Genomic DNA, 19,829 nt, shown 5'->3' on the forward strand with positions numbered 1-19,829 from the left:
CCACGGGTTCCGTCCGGTTCCAGAAAGGAGGCGAGGGCGGCTACTTCGCCGAAAACTTCAACACCACACTCTGCGTGTAGGTCTGTCCTGGATCCAGCCGGGTGCTCGGGAAGTTCGGCTGGTTCGGCGAGTCCGGATAGTGCTGGGTCTCCAGGGTGAACGCACCCCAGTGCGGGTAGACCTTGCCACCCTTGCCCTTGACCGTGCCGTCGAGGAAGTTGCTGGTGTAGAACTGTACGCCGGGTTCGTTGGTGAACAGCTGCAAGTGGCGACCGGATTGCGGGTCGCTGACTTCGGCGGCGAGTTTGCTGACGTTACCCTTGGTGTCCAGCGCCCAGTTGAAATCGAAGCCGCCGTGTTGCGGTTCGGCGAATTTCAGTTGCGGGTGATCGACCTTGATGTGCTGGCCGATGGCGGTGGGTTGGGTGAAGTCCATCGGCGTGCCGGCCACGGGCGCCAGTTCACCGGTCGGGATCAGTTTGGCGGTGACCGGCGTGTAATGGCTGGCGTGCAGGGTGGCGACTTGCTTGAGGATATCGCCGTTGCCGGCGCCGGCGAGGTTGAAGTAACTGTGGTTGGTCAGGTTGAGCACTGTCGGTTTGTCGGTGCTGGCCTTGTAGTCGATGCGCAGCTCGTTGTTATCAGTGAGGCGGTAGGTGACTTCGGTGATGAGGTTGCCGGGGAAACCCATTTCGCCATCCGCCGACAGGTAGGTCAGGGTCACGCCGACCGAATCCTTGTCTTTGGTTTCCTGTGCCTTCCAGACCTTTTTGTCGAAGCCCTGAGTGCCACCGTGCAAGGCATTGGTCTTGTCGTTCTGCGGCACTTGATAGCGTTTGCCGTCGAGTTCGAAGGCGCCGCCGGCCAGGCGATTGCCGAAGCGGCCGATGGTCGCGCCGAAGTACGCGGTGCCTTTCTGGTAACCCTGCACATCGTCGAAACCGAGGACGATGTCGTCGAGCTTGCCGTGTTTGTCCGGCACCTGGAGCGCCTGCAAGGTCGCGCCGTAGGTGATGACCGTGGCCTGCATGCCGTGGCTGTTACGCAGGATGTATTGCTCGACGGGCGTGCCGTCATTGGTTTTGCCGAAGGCTTTGTGTTCGCTGGACAGACCGGCGGCCTGGGCGGTGAGGGTGGCGATCATCAGGGACAGTCCGAGGCCGCAGAGTGAGTGTCGGGATTGAAGCATGGTTGACCTTCCTTTTTTGTTGTTGTTTTCAAAATCACTAAATAGTCATGCTAATTGTCGTGCGAATGAAAATTTATAGACGATTAAACGTTTATTGCAAAAATAAAGTCGGACTAAATAGTGGTTCGTCAAACGCCGAAAGTCGGGAAACCGCTGCGGCACTGCACTTTTGCGCAATCCCCGGCTCTATCCATGGCCAGGTTGCGGTGACTCCCGCCGCACAGGAATGTGTCCGTCAAAGAATTCATGCCGAGATTTTTGCCCCACATCGCTGCATTCATTCATCGCCCGTGCCTGTTGCTGGCCTGCCTGTCGACGCTGTTGCTCGGCGCTTGCAGCCATCAGGACGGCAACAATTTCATCAGCCAGATGCGCGAGGGCAGGCCTCAGGAGTTTCTTCAGACCAGCGTCGACCGCATGGCCACCCTGGCGATGCGCGACAACCTCGACAGCCTCTATCGCTTGATGGGCAAGTTGTACTTGCGCAACCCGGACGAATTGCGCAAATCCGGTTTCCTCGACATCCGCACGGCGGTCAAGCAGGTGCGGCTGGCCATCGAACAGCAGCAACCGCTGCCGACCCTTGGCGGCAAAAAAGATTTGGCGGCACTGAGTTACGCCATGAGCCCGGAGTTTCTCGGTGACCGGGTCGGCGCGTTCATCTATGCGATCGGCAGCATGCTGGTCACGGCCCACGGCAACCGCATCGAGTTCTACATGACCGATGCGATCAACCCGACCTTCGTCAACAACGCCGCGCGCAACATCGAAAAAGCCACGTGGATCCTCGCCCAGCGACAGAACAAGGAAGGTCAGCCGCTGCTGTTCTCCAACGAAATTTCAGAAGAGGGCAGCAACCTGAGCTTCGCGACAGAGTTCGGCAAAGTCGTGGCGCGCCTGGATCTGCTGACCCAGATGCTCGACGAACGCTACCGGCGCATCGGTTTGAATTACGCCCAGAGCCTGCTGTTTTTGAATTTTTTGCCAGTGCAGTGAGCTGAGTCGGGTAGAGTGGCGGACGATAAGGTTTGTATACAATCTTTCGTCCGATTTGACTCAAAGGGAGCTGCACCTGTCATGACCGACCCCGCAAGCGCCGAATACACGAGCCTGGAAAGGGCCACCCGCACCGACAAACTGCCTTACGCCGCGTTGCTGGCGTTTGCCATGACCGGCTTCATTGCCATCCTCACCGAAACCCTGCCGGCCGGTCTGTTGCCGCAGATCGGCGCCGGCCTCAACGTCAGCGAAGTGCTGGCCGGGCAACTGGTGACGCTGTATGCACTGGGCTCGATTGTCGCGGCGATTCCGCTGACGGTCGCCACCCGGGGCTGGGGGCGCAAGCGGGTACTGCTGATGACGGTTGGCGGGTTTCTGCTGTTCAACACCGTCACCACGTTTTCCACTCATTATGGCGTGACCCTGGCGTCGCGGTTTCTGGCCGGGATGGCGGCAGGGCTTTCCTGGGGGATCATGGCCGGTTACGCGCGCGGGATTGTGCCGGTGCATCAGCAGGGCCGGGCGCTGGCGATTGCCATGCTCGGCACCCCGGTGGCGTTGTCGCTGGGCACGCCGGCCGGCACCTGGCTGGGCAATGTGATCGGTTGGCGCGCCTCGTTCGGGATCATGTCGGCACTGGCTCTGGTGTTGGCGGCGTGGATCGTCATCGCGGTGCCGGACCGTCCGGGCCAGGCCCGCGCCGAACGTTTGCCGCTGATGCAGTCACTGCGCTTGCCCGGCGTGCGCCCGGTACTGTTCGTGGTGCTGACCTGGATGCTCGGCCACAACATTCTCTACACCTATATTGCACCGTTCCTGATGCAGGCCGGCCTCGCCGAGCGTGTCGATCTGGTGTTGCTGGTGTTCGGTCTGTGTTCGCTGCTGGGGATCTGGATCATCGGCCTACTGGTGGATCGCTGGTTGCGCGGACTGGCGCTGATCAGCCTCGCGGTGTTTGCCGTGACCGCACTGGTGCTGGCACTGGCCGCACCGTCGCCGTGGCTGATCTATGCCTGCATGGCGGTGTGGGGATTGTCGTTCGGCGGTTCGGCGACGTTGCTGCTCACCGCCGCAGCGGACTCTGCCGGTGAACATGTCGATGTGGTGCAGGCGATGCTCACCACCTCGTGGAACGTGGCGATTGCCGGTGGCGGATTGTTTGGCGGGTTGCTGCTGGACCGGGCCGGGGCGATGTCGTTTCCGTGGGCGCTGTTGATTTTGTCGCTGATTGCGCTGGCTACGGTGTGGATCAATTCCACCCACAGTTTCAAACCTGGTCGGCGACAGCACTGAAGCATGAAATGGCATAACGATAGATCGGATCGATATAGGAGGTTATAAGAAAAATCGCTATGCTGCGGGCCAGATTTTTCCTGTCGTCTTCTGGATGTCTTCATGGAATTGGCAAATTTCGGTCTGGTGATTGCCGGGCTGGTGGTGGGCTTTATCGTCGGCATGACCGGTGTCGGCGGCGGTTCGTTGATGACGCCGATCCTGCTGTGGTTCGGTATTAACCCGGCCACGGCGGTGGGCACTGACCTGCTGTACGCCGCCATCACCAAATCCAGCGGCGTGCTGGTGCACAGGAAGAACAAAAACATCGACTGGGCCATCACCGGCTGGCTGACCCTGGGCAGTGTCCCGGCGGTGGCGATGACCTTGTGGTTCCTCAGCACCCTGCACACCGCGCCGGACGCGATGAACGCAATCATCAAGCAGGCGCTGGGCTTCGTGCTGTTCGCCACGGCGCTGGCGATTCTTTTCAAGAAGCGCCTGCTGGAATTCGCCCATAAACGCGCCGGCGGCAACTACAACCCCAGCGGCACTCGCTTGAATATCATGACGGTGATCACCGGCCTGATCCTCGGCACCATGGTCGCCCTGACCTCCATCGGCGCTGGCGCCCTCGGCACCGTTGCGCTGTTCATCCTTTACCCGCTGCTACCGACCCGCCGCCTGGTCGGCACCGAAATCGCCCACGCCGTACCGTTGACCCTGGTCGCCGGTCTCGGCCACGCGAGCATGGGCAACATGGACTGGGGCGTGCTGGGCTTCCTGCTGGTGGGGTCGCTGCCGGGCATCTGGCTCGGCAGCCACTTGACCGGTCGGGTCTCCGATGAACTGCTGCGCCCGTGCCTGGCGACGATGCTGGTGCTGATCGGTTACAAGCTGGCGTTCTGATCCGCGTGCCGGCATGACCCGGCAAGCTCGACAGTCGCTCCGGGGCGGTCATAAAAGGTAAACAAACGGGCGACAGGATCGCGCCCGTCCGGTTGCGCAAAATCGTTGCTGACCTACGCTTTGAACAAGGCGAAACATATTTGCCGGGCAACCCCGGAACAATCGCCACGATGCGCAATCATTAGAGCGTGGATATCAAAAGGAGATGCGCATGCTCATCAGGTCATTGACCCTGACACTCTTGCTGGCGATTGCCGGCCCCTTGTTCGCCGGGGACAACGATTCCCCTCTGGATGTCGACAAAGGCAACTACCGCCCCTTGATCGTCATCGCCAGCAGTACGGTCGACCCGGTCTGGGTGAGCCTGAAAAAGTCCCTTGAGGATCCGGCCAACAAGCAGGGGATCGCCGACCGCAAGCTCAAGGTCTACACCATCCTCAATATGGCCGGGCAGCTTGACGGCAAGGATCTAGGCCAACAGGACACCATGGCGTTGCTGCGCTCGCTGAAGCTGGGCGCCGGGGCCTATCCGAAAGTTTTTCTGATGGGCAAGGACGGGGAAACCAAACTGTCGGCCGCCGGGGACGAGGCAAAGTCGGTGGACCTGAAGAAAGTCTTCGACACCATCGATGCATTGCCGGCCGCCGAGAAGGAACTGGTCGCCGCGCCCCCACCTCCAGCGGCCGCCGAGGCAGCACCGGCCAAGGGGACGAAGAACGGCAAACCGGCAAAACCTGCGAAACCCGCCAAGCCGCCGGAAATGCCGGATGATTGAGAGCGCGGTTCGGGTGACCTGAACAAAAAATGGCGAACGGGTTTTACCGTTCGCCATTTTTATTGCCCGCGTGTCACCCGTTGTAGTGATACCCGCCTTATGAAAATAGTTGCCGCATATTCCCAGTGGAATGAGTTACGCAACACCCTTCAAATCCATCGGATTTTTCCTGCAACGCGCGTCGGCACTGGTGATCTGGTGCTCCGAGACCCATGCCGATAACCTTTCCGGGCCGCTGCAAAATCAGCGGTCGGATGTGGAAGTCCGGGGATAACAGGGAAGCGTATGTGCGCCTTTGACCAGATGTTGGTATTTTTTATGCCACCATCGTCGTTTATGGCAGCTATGCGCAGGAGCACTCTCAAGTGCACCGGGTTTCTCTGACCCCGGACTTCCACACCTGCGCAAAGCTGCCACCCTCTCGTGGAAGGGAGTTCGGCAGTTTCTCCCTTAATGTCAGAGGTATTCACACATGAAAAAAACAGATCCAAACAGGCCGGAAACTCCCACGAACCCAGAGTCCCCCGAACACATTGTCACCCCCAAACCCCGCTACATCCCCATCACCGGCATCGACTGCCAGATCCCCTGCCTCCTGATCGACCGCGAAGCTCCGGTAGACGTACTCCACGGCACCGCTGCATACCGCTTGCGCAGCGTGACCCAATTGCTGGAAACCATTTCGCTCGGAGAAGGCTCTGGCCACGACGCCTTGCTGCTGCAGGATTTCGCCCGGGTGCTGGCGATCCCGCTGCGCGACAGCTGCGACCTGATGGATGTACTGGGCTGGAAGCTACAGGCGTAGTTTTCAAACCCTCAAACAAAAACGGGCGACCTTCTCAGGTCGCCCGTTTTTTATGGCGTGATTACCGGGTCAACTCACCCAGAATCCTGTGCGCGATTTTCACCCGCTCTCCATTCGGATAATTGCGGTTCGCCAGAATCACGATCCCGACATTCTTCGACGGCACGAACGCCACGTACGCACCGAAGCCACCGGTAGCGCCGGTCTTGTTCAGCAGCACGTTCGCCGGCTCAGGTTGTGGCGGATTCAGCCATTTGACTTTGTGCGGTTCCATGGCCATCGGCGTGGAGTTGCCGTCCAGCAGGCGCTCGAGGCTGATCGGGTAGGCGTAGCGTTCCCAGCCCAGGCCCTGGGTCATGTCCCCGACGGTGTAGTAGCCGGTGTGGGTGAGGGCGATGGCTTTTTGCAGCGGTGTTTCGAGTTTCGCGCTGTCGAGGTTGGCCTGGACGAATTGCAGCAGATCGGCGGTGCTGGTTTTCACGCCGTAGGCTTCGGAGTCCAGTGCGCCGGGGCTGACTCGAATCGGCTTGTTGTTCTTGTCATAGCCCTGGGCATAGAGCTTTTGTTCAGACGCCGGCACCGACAGGAAGGTGTGCTTGAGTCCGAGTTTCGGCAGCAGGGTTTCGGTCATGATCTGATCGAACGGCTGGCCGAGGCTTTTTGCTGCCAGGTAACCGAACAGGCCGATGCTCGGGTTGGAGTACAGACGCTGGCTGCCGGCCGGATAAGTCGGTTTCCACTGTTGGTAATAACCAAGCATCTTGTCGGAAGAATCCGCGGCATCCGGGAATTGCAGCGGCAGGCCGCCGGCGCTGTAGGTGCCCAGTTGCAGCAGGCTGATCTGGTCGAAGGCGCTGCCTTTCAGCTCGGGCCAGTGCTGGCTGGCCTTGTCGGAGAATTCCAGTTTGCCGCTGGCCTGGGCGTAGGCGCCGAGGGTCGCGGTGAAAGTTTTGCTCACCGAGCCGATTTCGAAGAGGGTGTTTTCACTCACCGCTTGCCCGGTGCTCTTGTCGGCAACACCGTAGTTAAAGTAATGCGCTTTGCCATCGACGGTCACGGCTACGGCCAGACCCGCGATGTCCTGTTTCTGCATGACCGGTGTCACGGTGGCCTTCACCAGCGCCTGCAACTGATCGTCGGTTTGCGGGGCGGCCAGGCAAGTGGCGGCGGCGAAGAAGAGTCCGAAAGCGCTGAGGGACTTGAGTTTGTTCAGGTTGATCGAAAACATGCTTGAACCACTCTCCATGAGTGTTGATGGTGTTATCCCGCTACACTGCGAGCGTTTTCCGTCGGGCCGGCTGATCGGCGCCGCCAAATCTAGGCAGTCCGGCGTCTTTCGACAAACGATGAAAACTCGGATGAGCCATTAGAAAAATTTGGGACTTGGCATGATTCGACCTCAATTGCCTTTGAATGCATTACGCGCCTTCGAAGCTTCTGCGCGTCATTTGAGCTTCACTCGCGCCGCCGTGGAGTTGTGCGTGACCCAGGCCGCCGTCAGCCATCAGGTCAAAAGCCTGGAGGCGCAACTCGGCGTGATCCTGTTCAAACGCCTGCCCCGTGGGCTGATGCTGACCGGCGAGGGCGAAACCCTGCTGCCGGTGCTGACCACGTCGTTCGATCATATCGCGCAGATGCTGGAGCGTCTGGCGGGCGGGCAATATCGGGAAATGCTCACGGTCGGCGCGGTGGGTACTTTCGCCGTGGGCTGGTTGTTGCCGAGGCTGGCGGACTTCCAGGCGAAACATCCGCTCATAGATTTGCGGCTGTCGACCAACAACAACCGGGTGGACGTGGCCGCCGAAGGGCTGGATTACGCGATCCGGTTTGGCGCCGGGGCGTGGCACGGTATCGAGGCGACCCGGTTGCTGGAGGCGCCGTTGACAGTGCTCTGTGTGCCGGAAATCGCCCGGCAATTGCACACGCCGGGGGATCTTTTGCAGCAGCGTCTGCTGCGTTCCTATCGCACCGATGAGTGGCCGGACTGGTTTCACGCGGCCGGTCTGGCGACCCATGCCGCGCCGCCCCAGAGCATCGTGTTCGACTCGTCGCTGGCGATGATGGAAGCGGCGTTGCAGGGCGGCGGGGTGGCACTGGCGCCACCGTTGATGTTTGCCCGGCAACTGGCGGCGGATTTGATCCGCCAACCCTTTGCCATCGAAATCACCACTGGCAGCTACTGGCTGACGCGGTTGCAGTCACGGCCGGAGACCTCGGCGATGGCGGCGTTCAGGCACTGGTTGCTGGAGGCCGCGCAGGCTTAGCGCACCAGACACGGCCGTTTGTTATCGAACGTCCAGCCCGGAATCAGAAACTGCATCGCCACGCTGTCATCCCGTGCACCCAGTCCCATGCCTTTATAGAGTTCGTGGGCCCTGGCCACCTGATCCATGTCCAGTTCCACGCCCAGCCCCGGTTTCTTCGGCACCTGCACGCAGCCGTCGACGATTTGCAGCGGTGCCTTGGTCAGGCGCTGGCCGTCCTGCCAGATCCAGTGGGTGTCGATGGCGGTGATGTCGCCCGGCGCGGCGGCCGCGACGTGGGTGAACATCGCCAGGGAAATATCGAAGTGGTTGTTGGAGTGCGAGCCCCAGGTCAGGCCCCATTCGTGGCACATCTGCGCCACGCGCACCGAACCCTGCATGGTCCAGAAATGCGGGTCGGCCAGCGGGATGTCGACTGACTGCAACTGGATTGCGTGGCCCATTTCGCGCCAGTCGGTGGCGATCATGTTGGTGGCGGTTTTCAGGCCGGTGGCGCGGCGGAATTCAGCCATCACTTCACGGCCCGAATAGCCGTTTTCCGCACCGCACGGGTCTTCGGCGTAGGCCAGCACATGATGCTGGTCGCGGCACAGACGGATGGCTTCTTTCAGTGACCAAGCGCCGTTCGGGTCGAGGGTGATGCGGGCGTCGGGGAAGCGCTCGGCCAGTGCGGTCACCGCTTCGATTTCCGCATCGCCGCTGAGCACGCCGCCCTTGAGCTTGAAGTCCTTGAAGCCATACCGCGCGTGGGCAGCCTCGGCCAGACGCACCACGGCGTCGGCGGTCATGGCTTTCTCGTGACGTACGCGGAACCAGTCATTGTCGGCATCCGGTTCGCTGCGGTAGGCGAGGTCGGTTTCCCGGCGATCGCCCACGTAGAACAGATAACCGAGCATCTTCACTTCGTCGCGCTGCTGGCCTTCGCCGAGCAATGCCGCCACCGGCACGTCGAGGTGCTGGCCGAGCAGGTCGAGCAGGGCAGCTTCCAGCCCGGTGACCGCGTGAATGGTGATGCGCAGGTCGAAGGTTTGCAGGCCACGGCCGCCGGCGTCGCGGTCGGCGAAGGTCTGGCGCACCTGGTTGAGGATCTTCTGGTAAGTGCCGATCGGGCTGCCGACCACCAGGCTGCGGGCGTCTTCGAGGGTCTGGCGGATGCGTTCGCCGCCGGGCACTTCACCGACGCCGGTGTGGCCGGCGTTGTCCTTGAGGATGACGATGTTGCGGGTGAAAAACGGCCCGTGGGCGCCGCTCAGATTGAGCAGCATGCCGTCGTGGCCGGCCACCGGGATGACTTGCATCTCGGTGATGATCGGGGCTCTGGCGATGTCGTGTGCGGTCATTTGGGATTGTCCTTTCAAGCGTGTTTCGGCGCGGCATCGGCCACGGCGACGTCAGGTGCGGATTTGGGTGTCATGCGGGCGGCGAACACGATGATCGCGGCGATGATCGAGGTCGCGGCCAGACCATAGAGGCCGCCCTGGATCGAACCGGTGTGTTGTTCCAGCAAGCCGAAAGTGGTGGGGGCGACGAAGCCGCCGAGGTTGCCCACCGAGTTGATCAGCGCGATCACGGCAGCGGCGATCCGCGCATCGAGATAGGCCTGCGGGATCGGCCAGAACAGCGACGATGCGGATTTGAAACCCAGTGCGGCAAAGCAGATCGCAACGAACGCGAAAATCGGCCCGCCGGTGGTGGACATGAACATCCCCGCAGCGGCGATCAGTAATGCCGTGGCGACCCACGCCTGCTGGTGTTTCCACTTCGCCGAGAACGAGGCGAACGCGTACATGCCGATGATCGACAGCAGCCACGGAATCGAGTTGAACAGGCCGACCTGGAAGTCGCTCATCTCGCCCATCTTCTTGATGATGCTCGGCAGCCAGAACGTCGCGGCGTAGATCGTCAATTGAATGAAGAAGTAGATCAGGCAGAACAGGATGATCTGGCGATCCTTGAGCAGTTTGCCCAGCGACGGCCGGACCGGCGTCGCGGCTTCGCGGGCCTTCTGTTCGTCGTCGATGGCTTTGACCAGCGCATCCTGCTCGGCGCGGGTCAGCCACTTGGCGTCGTGGGGTTTGGCGTCGAGCCAGAACCAGACGAATACGCAGAGGCCGACCGAGAACATCCCTTCAATGAAATACATCCACTGCCAGCCGTGCAGGCCCAGACCTTCGATCTGTAGCAGCAGGCCGGACAGCGGGCCGGAAATCAGCGAGGCCACGGCCGAACCGCTGAGGAAAATCGCAATCGCCTTGCCGCGCTCGGCCCCCGGCAACCAGCGAGTGAAGTAGTAGATCACCCCTGGAAAGAATCCGGCCTCGGCCACGCCGAGCAGAAAACGCAGGATGTAGAAGTGGGTTTCGTTCTGGATGAACGCCATGCCGGCGGCCACCAGACCCCAGGTGAGCATGATGCGGGTCAGCCAGATTCGCGCGCCGACCTTTTGCAGCAGCATGTTGGAGGGGACTTCGAACAGCGCATAACCGATGAAGAACAGCCCGGCACCGAAACCGTAGGCCGCGGCACCGATGCCGAGGTCATGTTCCATGTGGGTGCGGACGAAACCGATGTTCACCCGGTCAATGTAATTGACGATGAACATGATGACGAACAGCGGCAGGACGTGGCGTTTGACTTTGGCAATGGCGGAGGACAGCACCGAATCGGCGCCCTCGTTCATCCCGGCAATGGATGATTTCACTTGGTTTTCTCCCACTCGTTATTTTTATGCGGGGTGTGGCTGAGTGCTGCGTTGTTGATAGACATCATACAACTGAATTTTTTTGTCCTACAAGTGAGAGCGCTCAATCAAATTTATCTACGGGGAAGGGTTTTTATGCTTTTCTGGATTTGATGTGCCGTATTTGTTGGGCTTTAAAGGATGGTTGCGGGCCAGGGTGCAGAGTGCCAGTCCAGCAAAAGTGGAGTGTTGGCGTGAAAACAGTGAAAGTTTTCTAGCGAAAATCGCTTGTTGTCATACAAGTTGAGCGCCTGAAATCATAGGAGCTCATACAAGTCATCGCCTGCAGTGCTACGATCGGCTTGCCCCGATCACCGGAACCGACCATGCAAGAAGACCTCGACGCCCCCGCCCGCAAACGCGCGCACAACCTGGCCCATGACCTGGTCGAGAAACTCACCCAGAGCATCCTGCTCGGCCAGATGCTGCCCGGAGACAAATTGCCGTCGGAGAACTCGATCGTTCAGGAACACGGCGTCAGCCGCACCGTGGTGCGTGAGGCGATTTCCAAGTTGCAGGCGTCGGGGCTGGTGGAGACGCGGCACGGCATCGGCACGTTCGTGATCGAGCGCGCGCCGGAGCAGGGGCTGCGGCTGAATGTCGATACCGCGCTGGGGGTGCGCAGCATTCTCGAATTGCGCATGGGTCTGGAGACGCAAGCGGCGGCGCTGGCTGCGCAACGTCGCAGCGAACAACAACTGCTGCAGATGCGTCAGGCGCTGGACGATTATCAGAGTCTGTTGGCCAACAACGACAGTTGCGTCGAGGCCGACCGGCGCTTTCATCTGTTGATTGCAGAAGCCACCGGCAATGTCTGCTTCACCGAAATCATGCAGCACCTGGGCAGCGCGATGATTCCGCGCACCCGGGTCAATGCGGCCGAGCGCGGGGCGGTGGATTTGAGCAAGCTCGGGCAATTGGCGAACCTGGAGCATGAGGCGATTTTCAACGCGATCAAACGCCAGGATCCGGAGGCGGCGCGTGCGGCGATGTGGTTGCACCTGAGCAACAGTCGCGACCGGTTTTCGGCGGGCGGCGCCTGATGCCGCCGCGACTCAAGTCTCGATGGCCCGGACCACCGCCGGCCTTTCCAGATTCAACGCCAGTACACTGATCAACACCACCGCCGACCCCACCAGCACCAGCAGTGTCGGGCGTTCGCCCAGACACACCGAAGCAATCCCCATCGCGGTCGGCGGAATCAGATACAGCGTCATCGTCGCCCGGCTCAGGTCCACGTGCTTGAGCACGAACGCCCACGCCAGATAGGCGAGGGCGCTGGGAAATACCCCCAGAGCGAGCACCGCCCATTGCACCCGCAGCGGCGCACTGGCCACGCTGTCGGCCAGCCCCGGCAAGTAGATCAACAACAGCAGCGTGCCGGACCACACCGTGTAGCAAACCAGCGTCAGCCCGTCGTAGCGCCGGGCGTGGTGTTTTTGCAGGGCGAAGTAAACGCTCCACGAAACGGCGGCCAGCAAAATCAGCAAACCATGAGCGTCGATGCTGCCGAGGCCGCGATCGCCGCTCACCACAATCACCACGCCGACGAATCCTGTCAGCACACAACCCCAGCGCCAGACGCTGACCCGATCCTTGAACAGAAACCGCGCCAGCAGCGTGCTGAACAGTGGCGTCGATTGCGCCAGCACACTCGACGCGCCGGCGCTGACGCTTTGCTGGCCGATGTTCAACACGACGTGATGCAGGCTGACGGCGAAGAAGCCCAAGGCAAACAACAGTGGCAAATCCTGTAGGCGCGGCAGGTGAATGCCCTTGAAGCCTGCAATCACCGCCATGAACAGCGACGCCAGCAGAAAGCGCAGCAACGCCAGATGACCCGGATCGTAGGCTTGCAGGCCGATGTGGATGCCGGTCGGCGAATAGGCCCAGCAGCCGACGACGAAGGCCATGGCCAAGAGGATTTTCAAAGGCGAAGTGGAGGGCATGAGCGAGGCACCAGCAGGGTTGATGCACCGAGTATCCGGGCGGCCAATCATTCGCCACAACTGACTTATACTGCGCGAACCGTTCACTCAGAGTGATGAATATGGAGCTGGCGCAAATCCGCATGTTCAAGACCGTGGCCGAGGTCGGCAGCATCGCCAAAGCCGCGGAAAAGCTGTTTTGCGTGCCGTCGAACATCACGGCGCGGATCAAATCCCTGGAAGCGGAGCTGGGAGTGGCGCTGTTTCTGCGCGAAGGGCGGGGATTGCGGATCAGTCCTGCCGGGCAGACCTTTCTGGCTTATGCAGAGAAGATTCTGGCACTGACGGTCGAAGCCAAGCGGGCGGTCGATCCCGCTGCCGAGCCGTCCGGGCCGCTGCGCATCGGCGCCATCGAGTCTTCGGCAACCGGGCGTCTGCCGCGCTTGCTGGCGAAATTTCACAAGCGCTATCCGAATGTGGCGCTGGAATTGACCACCGGCACCTGGGGCCAGTTGCTCGACGATACGGTCAGTCATCGTCTGGACGGCGCCATCGTCGCGGTGGACGTCGAGCGTTCGCAGCTCAAGCGCACGCCGATGTATCGAGAGGAACTGCTGCTGATCGCTTCGACTTCTTTCGGGCCGATACGCGACCTCGACGATTTGCAGGACAAGACCGTGTTCATGTGGCCGCAGGGCTGTCCGTATCGCGCCGCGCTGGAGCACTGGCTGTTGCGTCAGGGCCTGGCGTTGCCGATTGTCAGCCTGGCCAGTTACGGGGCGATTGTCGGTTGCGTGAGTGCCGGCGCTGGCGTGGCGCTGGTGCCCAAAGGCGTGTTCGAGCAGTACGCCAAAGGCGCCGGATGTGCGGGTTACGAATTCCCCGAACTGACGGCCATCGACAATTTGTTCTACTGGCATGAAAATGCCGGGGTGCACCCGGCGCGTGAGGCGTTTGTGGCGATGTTGCGCGAGGAGTTTGCCTGAGCCGGATCAGGTCCCGCTCACGTCGCGCATCAACAAGCCGAAGCGCAGATCCACCGCATCCGGAATCGGCAGGTACACGGTGTGCCCGTCCCCCGGCGCCACGTCGATGGCCTCGCCCTTGAGGCTCTGCAATTCATGCAGATCAAAATGGAAATTGCCCTTGGGCGTCATCAGTTCCAGATGATCGCCCAGGGCAAAGCGGTTCTTCACTATGACCTCGGCCAGCCGATCCCGGCGCTCGCCGGTCAGCTCGCCAACGAATTGCTGACGTTCCGACACCGAACTGCCGTTCTGGTAGTTCTGATATTCGTCGTGCACGTGCCGGCGCAGGAAACCTTCGGTGTAGCCGCGTTGGGCGAGGGATTCCAGATCGGTCATCAGGCTGCGGTCGAATTCGCGACCGGCCACCGCATCGTCGATGGCCCGGCGGTAGACCTGAGTGGTGCGGGCGCAATAGAAGTGGGATTTGGTCCGGCCTTCAATCTTGAGCGAGTGCACGCCCATGCGGGTCAGGCGCTCGACGTGCTGCACGGCGCGCAGGTCCTTGGCGTTCATGATGTAGGTGCCGTGCTCGTCTTCGAAGGCCGGCATCATCTCGCCGGGGCGGTTGGCTTCCTGCAACAGGAACACCTGATCGGTGGGGGCGCCGAGGCCGAGGGTCGGTTGCGGTTCGAAGGTCTGCACGATCTCGCCGAGCTGGTTTTCGGTGGCCTCCTGCGCCGAATATTTCCAGCGGCAGGCGTTGGTGCAGGTGCCCTGATTGGCGTCGCGCTTGTTCATGTAGCCGGAGAGCAGGCAGCGGCCGGAATAGGCCATGCACAGCGCGCCGTGGACGAACACTTCCAGCTCCATGCCCGGCACCTGCTCGCGGATTTCGCCGATCTCTTCCAGCGACAGCTCCCGGGACAGGATGATCCGGCTCAGCCCCTGTTGCTGCCAGAACTCGACGCTCGCCCAGTTCACCGTGTTGGCCTGCACCGACAGGTGAATCGGCATCTGCGGAAAGTGCCGGCGCACCAGCATGATCAGGCCGGGGTCGGACATGATCAGTGCGTCCGGCGCCATCTCGATCACCGGCGCCAGATCCTTGAGGAAGGTCTTGAGCTTGGCATTGTGCGGCGCGATGTTGACCACCACATAGAAACGCTTGCCCTGGGCCTGGGCTTCACGAATGCCGAGGGCCAGATTGGCGTGGTCGAACTCGTTGTTGCGCACCCGCAGGCTGTAGCGCGGCTGGCCGGCGTAGACCGCATCGGCGCCGTAAGCGAAGGCGTAGCGCATGTTTTTCAGGGTGCCGGCGGGGGCGAGCAGTTCCGGGGTGAAGGAGGGCGTCATGGCGGTGTCGGTCGCAAAAGCGCGGGAGGGTAAACGAGGTGCAGCGAGGGTTTATTGATCTGGATCTATGCTCCATGAACAAAGATGGCACTCGCGCGGGCGTGGGCTGACTAAGTTGGGCGGGCGCGCGTGGCGCCTGACTGACATGGACCGGACATGAACCAAAAGAGTCTGCAATTCAAATCCCTCACCGTGCTGTTGCTGCTGGTGACGGTGGCCTTCATCTGGATCCTGCTGCCGTTCTACGGCGCGGTGTTCTGGGCGGTGATCCTCGGCATCGTGTTCGCGCCGATGCAGCGCCGGTTGCAGCAGAAGTACGGCTGGCAACGCAACCTGACTTCACTGTGCACCCTGAGTGTCTGCGTGGTGATCGCGATTCTGCCGGTGATCGTCATCAGCGTCTTGCTGGTGCAGGAAGGGGCGACGCTCTACGACAACATCGAAAGCGGCAAGCTCGACATCGGCGCGTATCTGGCGCAGTTCAAGCACAGCCTGCCGCCGTATTTTCAGCATCTGCTCGACCGTTTCGGCATGGGTGAACTCAATGCCGTGCGCGAGAAGATCGTCAAGGCGGCGATGCAGGGCAGTCAGGTGCTGGCGACCCAGGCATTCAGTTTCGGCCAGGGCACCTTCGATTTCGTGGTGAGTTTTTTCATCATGCTGTATTTGCTGTTCTTCTTTCTGCGCGACGGTGCCGAACTGGCGCGCAAGGTGCGCACGGCGGTGCCGCTGGAAGAGCATCACAAGCGGCGCCTGCAACTGAAATTCAATCGGGTGGTGCGCGCCACGGTCAAAGGCAACCTGCTGGTGGCCATTACGCAAGGCGCGCTGGGCGGGGCGATTTTCTGGTTTCTCGACATACCCAGCGCGTTGCTCTGGGCAGTGTTGATGGCGTTTCTGTCACTGCTGCCGGCGGTGGGGGCCGGGATTGTCTGGGCGCCGGTGGCGGTTTACTTCCTGCTCAGCGGGATGATCTGGCAGGGCGTGGTGCTGGGGCTGTTCGGGGTGTTCGTGATCGGCCTGGTGGATAACGTGCTGCGTCCGGTGCTGGTGGGCAAGGACACGCGCATGCCGGACTACATGATCCTGATTTCGACGCTGGGCGGGATGGCGGTGTTTGGTCTTAATGGTTTCGTGATCGGGCCGCTGATCGCTGCATTGTTCATGTCGAGCTGGGCTCTGTTCGTCGAAACCAGACCTAAGGTGCAGTTGCCTTAAGCCTTGAACGGGCCGTTGATCAGTCGTTGCGACAGCGCCTGGGCGGCTGGCAGCGAAGTGAGCGGGCCGCTGACCGGTTCGCCGTCGCGCACCAGATACCAGCAGGCGAGCAGTCCAAGCTCTCTGAGGGAGGCGGGAACCGCGCTGCCGACAACGGACATGATTTGAACCTGTGCCATGAAAAGTACCTCCATCAATCTATGGAGCTACCTTAGGGACTTGGCCGTTTCAGGGACAATCAACGCTTTCGATAGTGGACATTGATACCGTTGAGGGCTTGGTCAATCGACCACTTGATCGAGCATGTGCACGATCTCATGCTCGTTGAGCAAGCCCTTGCGCACCAGGTTTTCCGCCAGCAGCGACACAAATTTCGCCGTGCGATGGCCTTCAAGGTGCTTGAGCTCGGTCAGTGCGTTGTAGACCTTGCTCGAGGTGCATAAACCGACGATGCGGTGCGGATTCTGTGTTGGCATTCCAGTCGTCCTTGTTTTTATCAACCTGTTGTATGCGGACGGATTCAGATTGCGGTTCCGTCATGACAAATAGATGACCGTTTTGTGTTTCGGCCCGACGGTCGAGTCCATCATGCCGACTTTAACGGTTCAAACTGTCCCCACAGCGACCTTGGCGAGATTTTTTCAGACGCTGGCCGACGGACGGTTGGCTTTCTTGAGGCCAATAAAAAGCCCCGCTGTAAAAGCGGGGCTCTGTCTGTGTGCTTACCAGCGACCACCGTAGTAGTGCGGGTGGCCGTAATAACCACGGGGCGGACCGTAGTAGACCGGGCCTGGAACGTAAACCGGTTGTTGTACGTAAACCGGGGCCGGCTGGTAGTAGACCGGTGGTGGCGGTTGTTGCACGTACACCGGCGCCGGTTGAGCGTAAACAGGCTGTTGAACATACACCGGACGATCCTGGTTGATGAGCGCCGAGCCGATGATGGCCGAGCCGACGATCGCACCAAATACCGCCGGGCCCTGCCAGCCACCGCCGTGGGCTTCTGCCTGACCCGTGATCGCGAATGCACCAATCAACAAGGCCACGATGGGGAGTTTACGAATCATGATTAATCCTCGGTTCTTCGACCCGGCGTCCGGGCCTGCAACAGGCTCGGGATAGCGCGGGGATACTTCTAAGACAGCAACATTTGGAAAAACAGCACGGCGGCTGGGTAAATTTTGTGTAAGGTCTGTACCGACTTGCTTACCGGGTTTCAGGCAACGGCTGTGATGCCCGGAACAGACCGCCTTATGATCGTTCAGAACCCGATGGTCTGGCTAATCCCGTCCATCCGAAAGTGCATTCGAAGGAGACTCCCATGCAGATGAACCCCAACAAAGACACCCAACTGTGCATGTCCCTGTCTGGGCGTCCCGGGAATTTCGGTCTGCGTTTTCATAACCATTTGTACGAACAACTGGGCCTGAATTTCTACTACAAGGCCTTCAGCAGCCAGGATCTGCCAGGAGCCGTCGGCGGGATCCGGGCGCTGGGCATTCGCGGTTGCGGGGTGTCGATGCCGTTCAAGGAAGCGAGCATTGCGCTGGTCGACGAGCTGGATGCCTCGGCAGCGGCGATCCAGTCGATCAACACCATCGTCAACACCAAGGGCCATCTCAAGGCCTACAACACCGATTACATTGCTATCGCCCAGTTGCTGGAAACCCACGCGGTGCCGAAGGACTCGACTTTCGCCCTGCGCGGCAGCGGCGGCATGGCCAAGGCTGTGGCCAGTGCCTTGCGTGACGGCGGCTACAAAAATGGTCTGATTGTCGCCCGCAACGAGCGCGCCGGCCGTGCGCTGGCCGATTCCCTGGGTTATCGCTGGCAGGCGGATCTGGGTGAGGAGCGCCCGCAGATGCTGATCAACGTGACGCCGGTGGGCATGGACGGTGGTCCAGAAGCGGGGCAACTGGCATTTGAAGTCGACGTGATCAAATCTGCCGATACTGTGTTCGATGTGGTGGCGATCCCCTCGGAAACCCCGCTGATCGTGCGTGGCCGCGCCGAAGGCAAAAAAGTCATCACCGGGCTGGAAGTGATCGCGATCCAGGCGCTGGAGCAGTTCGTGCTGTACACCGGCGTGCGGCCGACGGTCGAGCAGTTCGATGCAGCGGTGGCGTTTGCCCGCAGTTGATTGATCCCGGTGTCGGGGTTGGTCATTGCCTATACTGCCGGATCAGCAGGCACAGACTTGCCCCACGACAAAAACCGAGGTTTGCATGCACCCGCCCATTCTCAACCTGAATGATGTCGAACTCGAACCGTTGCCCGAAGCCCTGGCCCCTGAAGGCGAAACCGCCGGGCGTTACCAGCAGCGGTTCGCCCGGGTCGGCCAGCAACTGGGCGCGCAGAAGCTCGGTTATCGGCTGTATGCGCTGCCGCCGGGCATGCGCGGCAGCCCGTTCCACAGTCATCGGGTCAATGAGGAAATGTTCTACGTGGTGGCCGGGGAAGGGGAGGTGCGTCTGGGGGCCGAGCGTTTCCCGATCCGCGCCGGCGACGTGATCGCCTGCCCGCCGGGCGGCCCGGAAAAGGCGCATCAAATCATCAACACCAGCTCGCAGGAGCTGCGCTATCTGGCGGTCAGCACCCAGCAGCAACCGGACATCTGCGAGTACCCGGACTCGAACAAATACGCGGTGATGGATAACTTCAGCATCGATGCCGAGGGCAATGCCTCGGGGTTCGTCGCAGTGGCGCGGCAGTCGGACGGGGTGGATTACTGGGACGGCGAGTGACGCCGCCCCTATTGCACTTATTCGAGGCGGGCCAGACGCTCTTCCAGCGCCGCAATCCGCGCTTCCAGCTCTTCGATACGCTCCACTGACACACCGCTGGCAGCGCCGCGATCACTCGGACTCTGTCGCGCCGCGATAATCGCCTCGATGTCAGCCGGATCACCCAGCGCGTGGGTGTAGCGGTCTTCGCGCTGGCCGGCCTGACGCGGAATCAGCACCGCCAGATCCCGGGCGATCAGGCGTTCCAGTTGATGCACCACTTGTTCGGCGTCTTCGAATTCATGCATGCGACCGCTGCGGGTCAGCAGTTCGTTGACGGTCTGCGGGCCGCGCAGGAACATCAGCCCGGTCAGAATCATCTGTGCCGGCACCAGCTCCAGGGCCTTGTCGACCTTGTGCTCCCAGCGATCGGCGCGACTGCCCATGACCAGTTTGGCGAAACCGCGACCTTCGAGAGCGCGCAGGCTCTGGCCGACCTGGCCCTGAGTCAGGTTCATCACAGGTTCCCGGCTGGTTTTCTGATTGCAGGCCAGCACCAGCGCGTTGAGGGTCAGCGGATAGGTTTCCGGGCTGGTGGCCTGTTTCTCGATCAGCGAACCCAGAATGCGGATTTCCGTGGCGTTGAGCCGTGGTTCGTTGACGTTGGTTTCAAGTTCTGTGGACAT

21 protein-coding genes are annotated in these 19,829 nt (G+C 61.0%); 11 read left to right on the plus strand and 10 right to left on the minus strand.

Features of this window, described 5'->3' with window-relative positions; genetic code table 11:
- Positions 1–40 precede the first annotated feature (40 nt).
- A complete protein-coding gene (locus tag ACKLNA_RS01100) occupies positions 41–1,189 on the minus strand; it encodes an aldose epimerase family protein (RefSeq protein ID WP_408984595.1) in 1,149 nt (382 codons plus the stop codon).
- Between the two features lie 246 nt (positions 1,190–1,435).
- Here ACKLNA_RS01100 and ACKLNA_RS01105 point away from each other — a divergent pair, with 246 nt between their 5' ends.
- The 5 genes from ACKLNA_RS01105 (at position 1,436) to ACKLNA_RS01125 (ending at position 5,949) form a co-directional block, all read left to right on the plus strand.
- The gene (locus ACKLNA_RS01105) at positions 1,436–2,185 is read left to right on the plus strand and encodes a hypothetical protein (protein ID WP_408984596.1); all 750 of its coding nucleotides are present in this window, start codon (positions 1,436–1,438) and stop codon (positions 2,183–2,185) included.
- A gap of 81 nt (positions 2,186–2,266) precedes the next feature.
- Positions 2,267–3,481 carry an MFS transporter gene (locus ACKLNA_RS01110; RefSeq protein ID WP_248741136.1) on the plus strand — a complete coding sequence of 405 codons (1,215 nt, stop codon included), beginning with the start codon at positions 2,267–2,269 and terminating at the stop codon, positions 3,479–3,481.
- 102 nt (positions 3,482–3,583) lie between these two features.
- Positions 3,584–4,369, plus strand: coding sequence for a sulfite exporter TauE/SafE family protein (locus ACKLNA_RS01115; protein WP_169431041.1), 786 nt, complete (start codon positions 3,584–3,586; stop codon positions 4,367–4,369).
- Between the two features lie 211 nt (positions 4,370–4,580).
- The gene (locus tag ACKLNA_RS01120) at positions 4,581–5,144 is read left to right on the plus strand and encodes a DUF4174 domain-containing protein (RefSeq protein WP_085732272.1); all 564 of its coding nucleotides are present in this window, start codon (positions 4,581–4,583) and stop codon (positions 5,142–5,144) included.
- A gap of 532 nt (positions 5,145–5,676) precedes the next feature.
- The gene (locus ACKLNA_RS01125; RefSeq protein WP_408985539.1) at positions 5,677–5,949 is read left to right on the plus strand and encodes a hypothetical protein; all 273 of its coding nucleotides are present in this window, start codon (positions 5,677–5,679) and stop codon (positions 5,947–5,949) included.
- 61 nt (positions 5,950–6,010) lie between these two features.
- On the opposite strand, the gene ampC is transcribed toward ACKLNA_RS01125, so the two are convergent.
- On the minus strand, positions 6,011–7,177 hold the full coding sequence (gene ampC / locus ACKLNA_RS01130; RefSeq protein ID WP_408984597.1) for a class C beta-lactamase: 1,167 nt from the start codon (positions 7,175–7,177) through the stop codon (positions 6,011–6,013).
- Positions 7,178–7,337: 160 nt separating this feature from the next.
- On the opposite strand from ampC, the gene ACKLNA_RS01135 reads away from it, so the two are divergent.
- On the plus strand, positions 7,338–8,213 hold the full coding sequence (locus ACKLNA_RS01135) for a LysR family transcriptional regulator (protein WP_305834003.1): 876 nt from the start codon (positions 7,338–7,340) through the stop codon (positions 8,211–8,213).
- On the opposite strand, the gene gudD is transcribed toward ACKLNA_RS01135, so the two are convergent.
- Both gudD and ACKLNA_RS01145 read right to left on the minus strand, forming a co-directional pair.
- The gene (gene gudD / locus ACKLNA_RS01140) at positions 8,210–9,553 is read right to left on the minus strand and encodes a glucarate dehydratase (RefSeq protein WP_408984598.1); all 1,344 of its coding nucleotides are present in this window, start codon (positions 9,551–9,553) and stop codon (positions 8,210–8,212) included. The genes ACKLNA_RS01135 and gudD overlap by 4 nt on opposite strands.
- A gap of 14 nt (positions 9,554–9,567) precedes the next feature.
- On the minus strand, positions 9,568–10,914 hold the full coding sequence (locus tag ACKLNA_RS01145; protein WP_085712493.1) for an MFS transporter: 1,347 nt from the start codon (positions 10,912–10,914) through the stop codon (positions 9,568–9,570).
- Between the two features lie 365 nt (positions 10,915–11,279).
- Between ACKLNA_RS01145 and ACKLNA_RS01150 the strand changes: the two genes are divergently transcribed.
- Positions 11,280–11,996: a FadR/GntR family transcriptional regulator gene (locus tag ACKLNA_RS01150; RefSeq protein ID WP_408984599.1), complete on the plus strand. Its 717-nt coding sequence runs from the start codon at positions 11,280–11,282 to the stop codon at positions 11,994–11,996.
- Positions 11,997–12,008: 12 nt separating this feature from the next.
- Here the strand turns inward: ACKLNA_RS01150 and ACKLNA_RS01155 are convergent, their stop codons facing one another.
- Positions 12,009–12,902 (minus strand): DMT family transporter, encoded by an 894-nt coding sequence (locus ACKLNA_RS01155; RefSeq protein ID WP_408984600.1) that lies wholly within the window; start codon positions 12,900–12,902, stop codon positions 12,009–12,011.
- Positions 12,903–13,003: 101 nt separating this feature from the next.
- On the opposite strand from ACKLNA_RS01155, the gene ACKLNA_RS01160 reads away from it, so the two are divergent.
- Complete coding sequence (locus ACKLNA_RS01160) at positions 13,004–13,867, plus strand: LysR family transcriptional regulator (protein WP_408984601.1); 864 nt, start codon at positions 13,004–13,006, stop codon at positions 13,865–13,867.
- Positions 13,868–13,873: 6 nt separating this feature from the next.
- Here the strand turns inward: ACKLNA_RS01160 and yegQ are convergent, their stop codons facing one another.
- Positions 13,874–15,202 (minus strand): tRNA 5-hydroxyuridine modification protein YegQ, encoded by a 1,329-nt coding sequence (gene yegQ / locus ACKLNA_RS01165; RefSeq protein WP_408984602.1) that lies wholly within the window; start codon positions 15,200–15,202, stop codon positions 13,874–13,876.
- 156 nt (positions 15,203–15,358) lie between these two features.
- On the opposite strand from yegQ, the gene ACKLNA_RS01170 reads away from it, so the two are divergent.
- Positions 15,359–16,420: an AI-2E family transporter gene (locus tag ACKLNA_RS01170; protein WP_408984603.1), complete on the plus strand. Its 1,062-nt coding sequence runs from the start codon at positions 15,359–15,361 to the stop codon at positions 16,418–16,420.
- Here ACKLNA_RS01170 and ACKLNA_RS01175 read toward each other — a convergent pair.
- The 3 genes from ACKLNA_RS01175 to ACKLNA_RS01185 all read right to left on the minus strand — a co-directional run bounded on the left by ACKLNA_RS01175 (position 16,417) and on the right by ACKLNA_RS01185 (position 17,487).
- A complete protein-coding gene (locus tag ACKLNA_RS01175; protein ID WP_085712487.1) occupies positions 16,417–16,599 on the minus strand; it encodes a hypothetical protein in 183 nt (60 codons plus the stop codon). The genes ACKLNA_RS01170 and ACKLNA_RS01175 overlap by 4 nt on opposite strands.
- Before the next feature lie 102 nt (positions 16,600–16,701).
- Positions 16,702–16,896 carry a hypothetical protein gene (locus ACKLNA_RS01180; protein WP_085712486.1) on the minus strand — a complete coding sequence of 65 codons (195 nt, stop codon included), beginning with the start codon at positions 16,894–16,896 and terminating at the stop codon, positions 16,702–16,704.
- 246 nt (positions 16,897–17,142) lie between these two features.
- Positions 17,143–17,487, minus strand: a complete 345-nt coding sequence (locus ACKLNA_RS01185) for a hypothetical protein (RefSeq protein WP_025108898.1) — start codon at positions 17,485–17,487, stop codon at positions 17,143–17,145.
- A 254-nt stretch (positions 17,488–17,741) separates the two neighbouring features.
- On the opposite strand from ACKLNA_RS01185, the gene ACKLNA_RS01190 reads away from it, so the two are divergent.
- Both ACKLNA_RS01190 and ACKLNA_RS01195 read left to right on the plus strand, forming a co-directional pair.
- Positions 17,742–18,560, plus strand: a complete 819-nt coding sequence (locus ACKLNA_RS01190) for a shikimate 5-dehydrogenase (RefSeq protein ID WP_408984604.1) — start codon at positions 17,742–17,744, stop codon at positions 18,558–18,560.
- An 85-nt stretch (positions 18,561–18,645) separates the two neighbouring features.
- Entirely contained in the window at positions 18,646–19,164 is a 519-nt protein-coding gene (locus ACKLNA_RS01195) for a cupin domain-containing protein (protein WP_085712484.1), read from the plus strand.
- Between the two features lie 17 nt (positions 19,165–19,181).
- Here the strand turns inward: ACKLNA_RS01195 and ACKLNA_RS01200 are convergent, their stop codons facing one another.
- A complete protein-coding gene (locus tag ACKLNA_RS01200) occupies positions 19,182–19,829 on the minus strand; it encodes a YceH family protein (RefSeq protein WP_408984605.1) in 648 nt (215 codons plus the stop codon).

The sequence above is a fragment of the Pseudomonas sp. UV AK001 genome, from assembly GCF_046097675.1.
Classification (GTDB): domain Bacteria; phylum Pseudomonadota; class Gammaproteobacteria; order Pseudomonadales; family Pseudomonadaceae; genus Aquipseudomonas; species Aquipseudomonas kribbensis.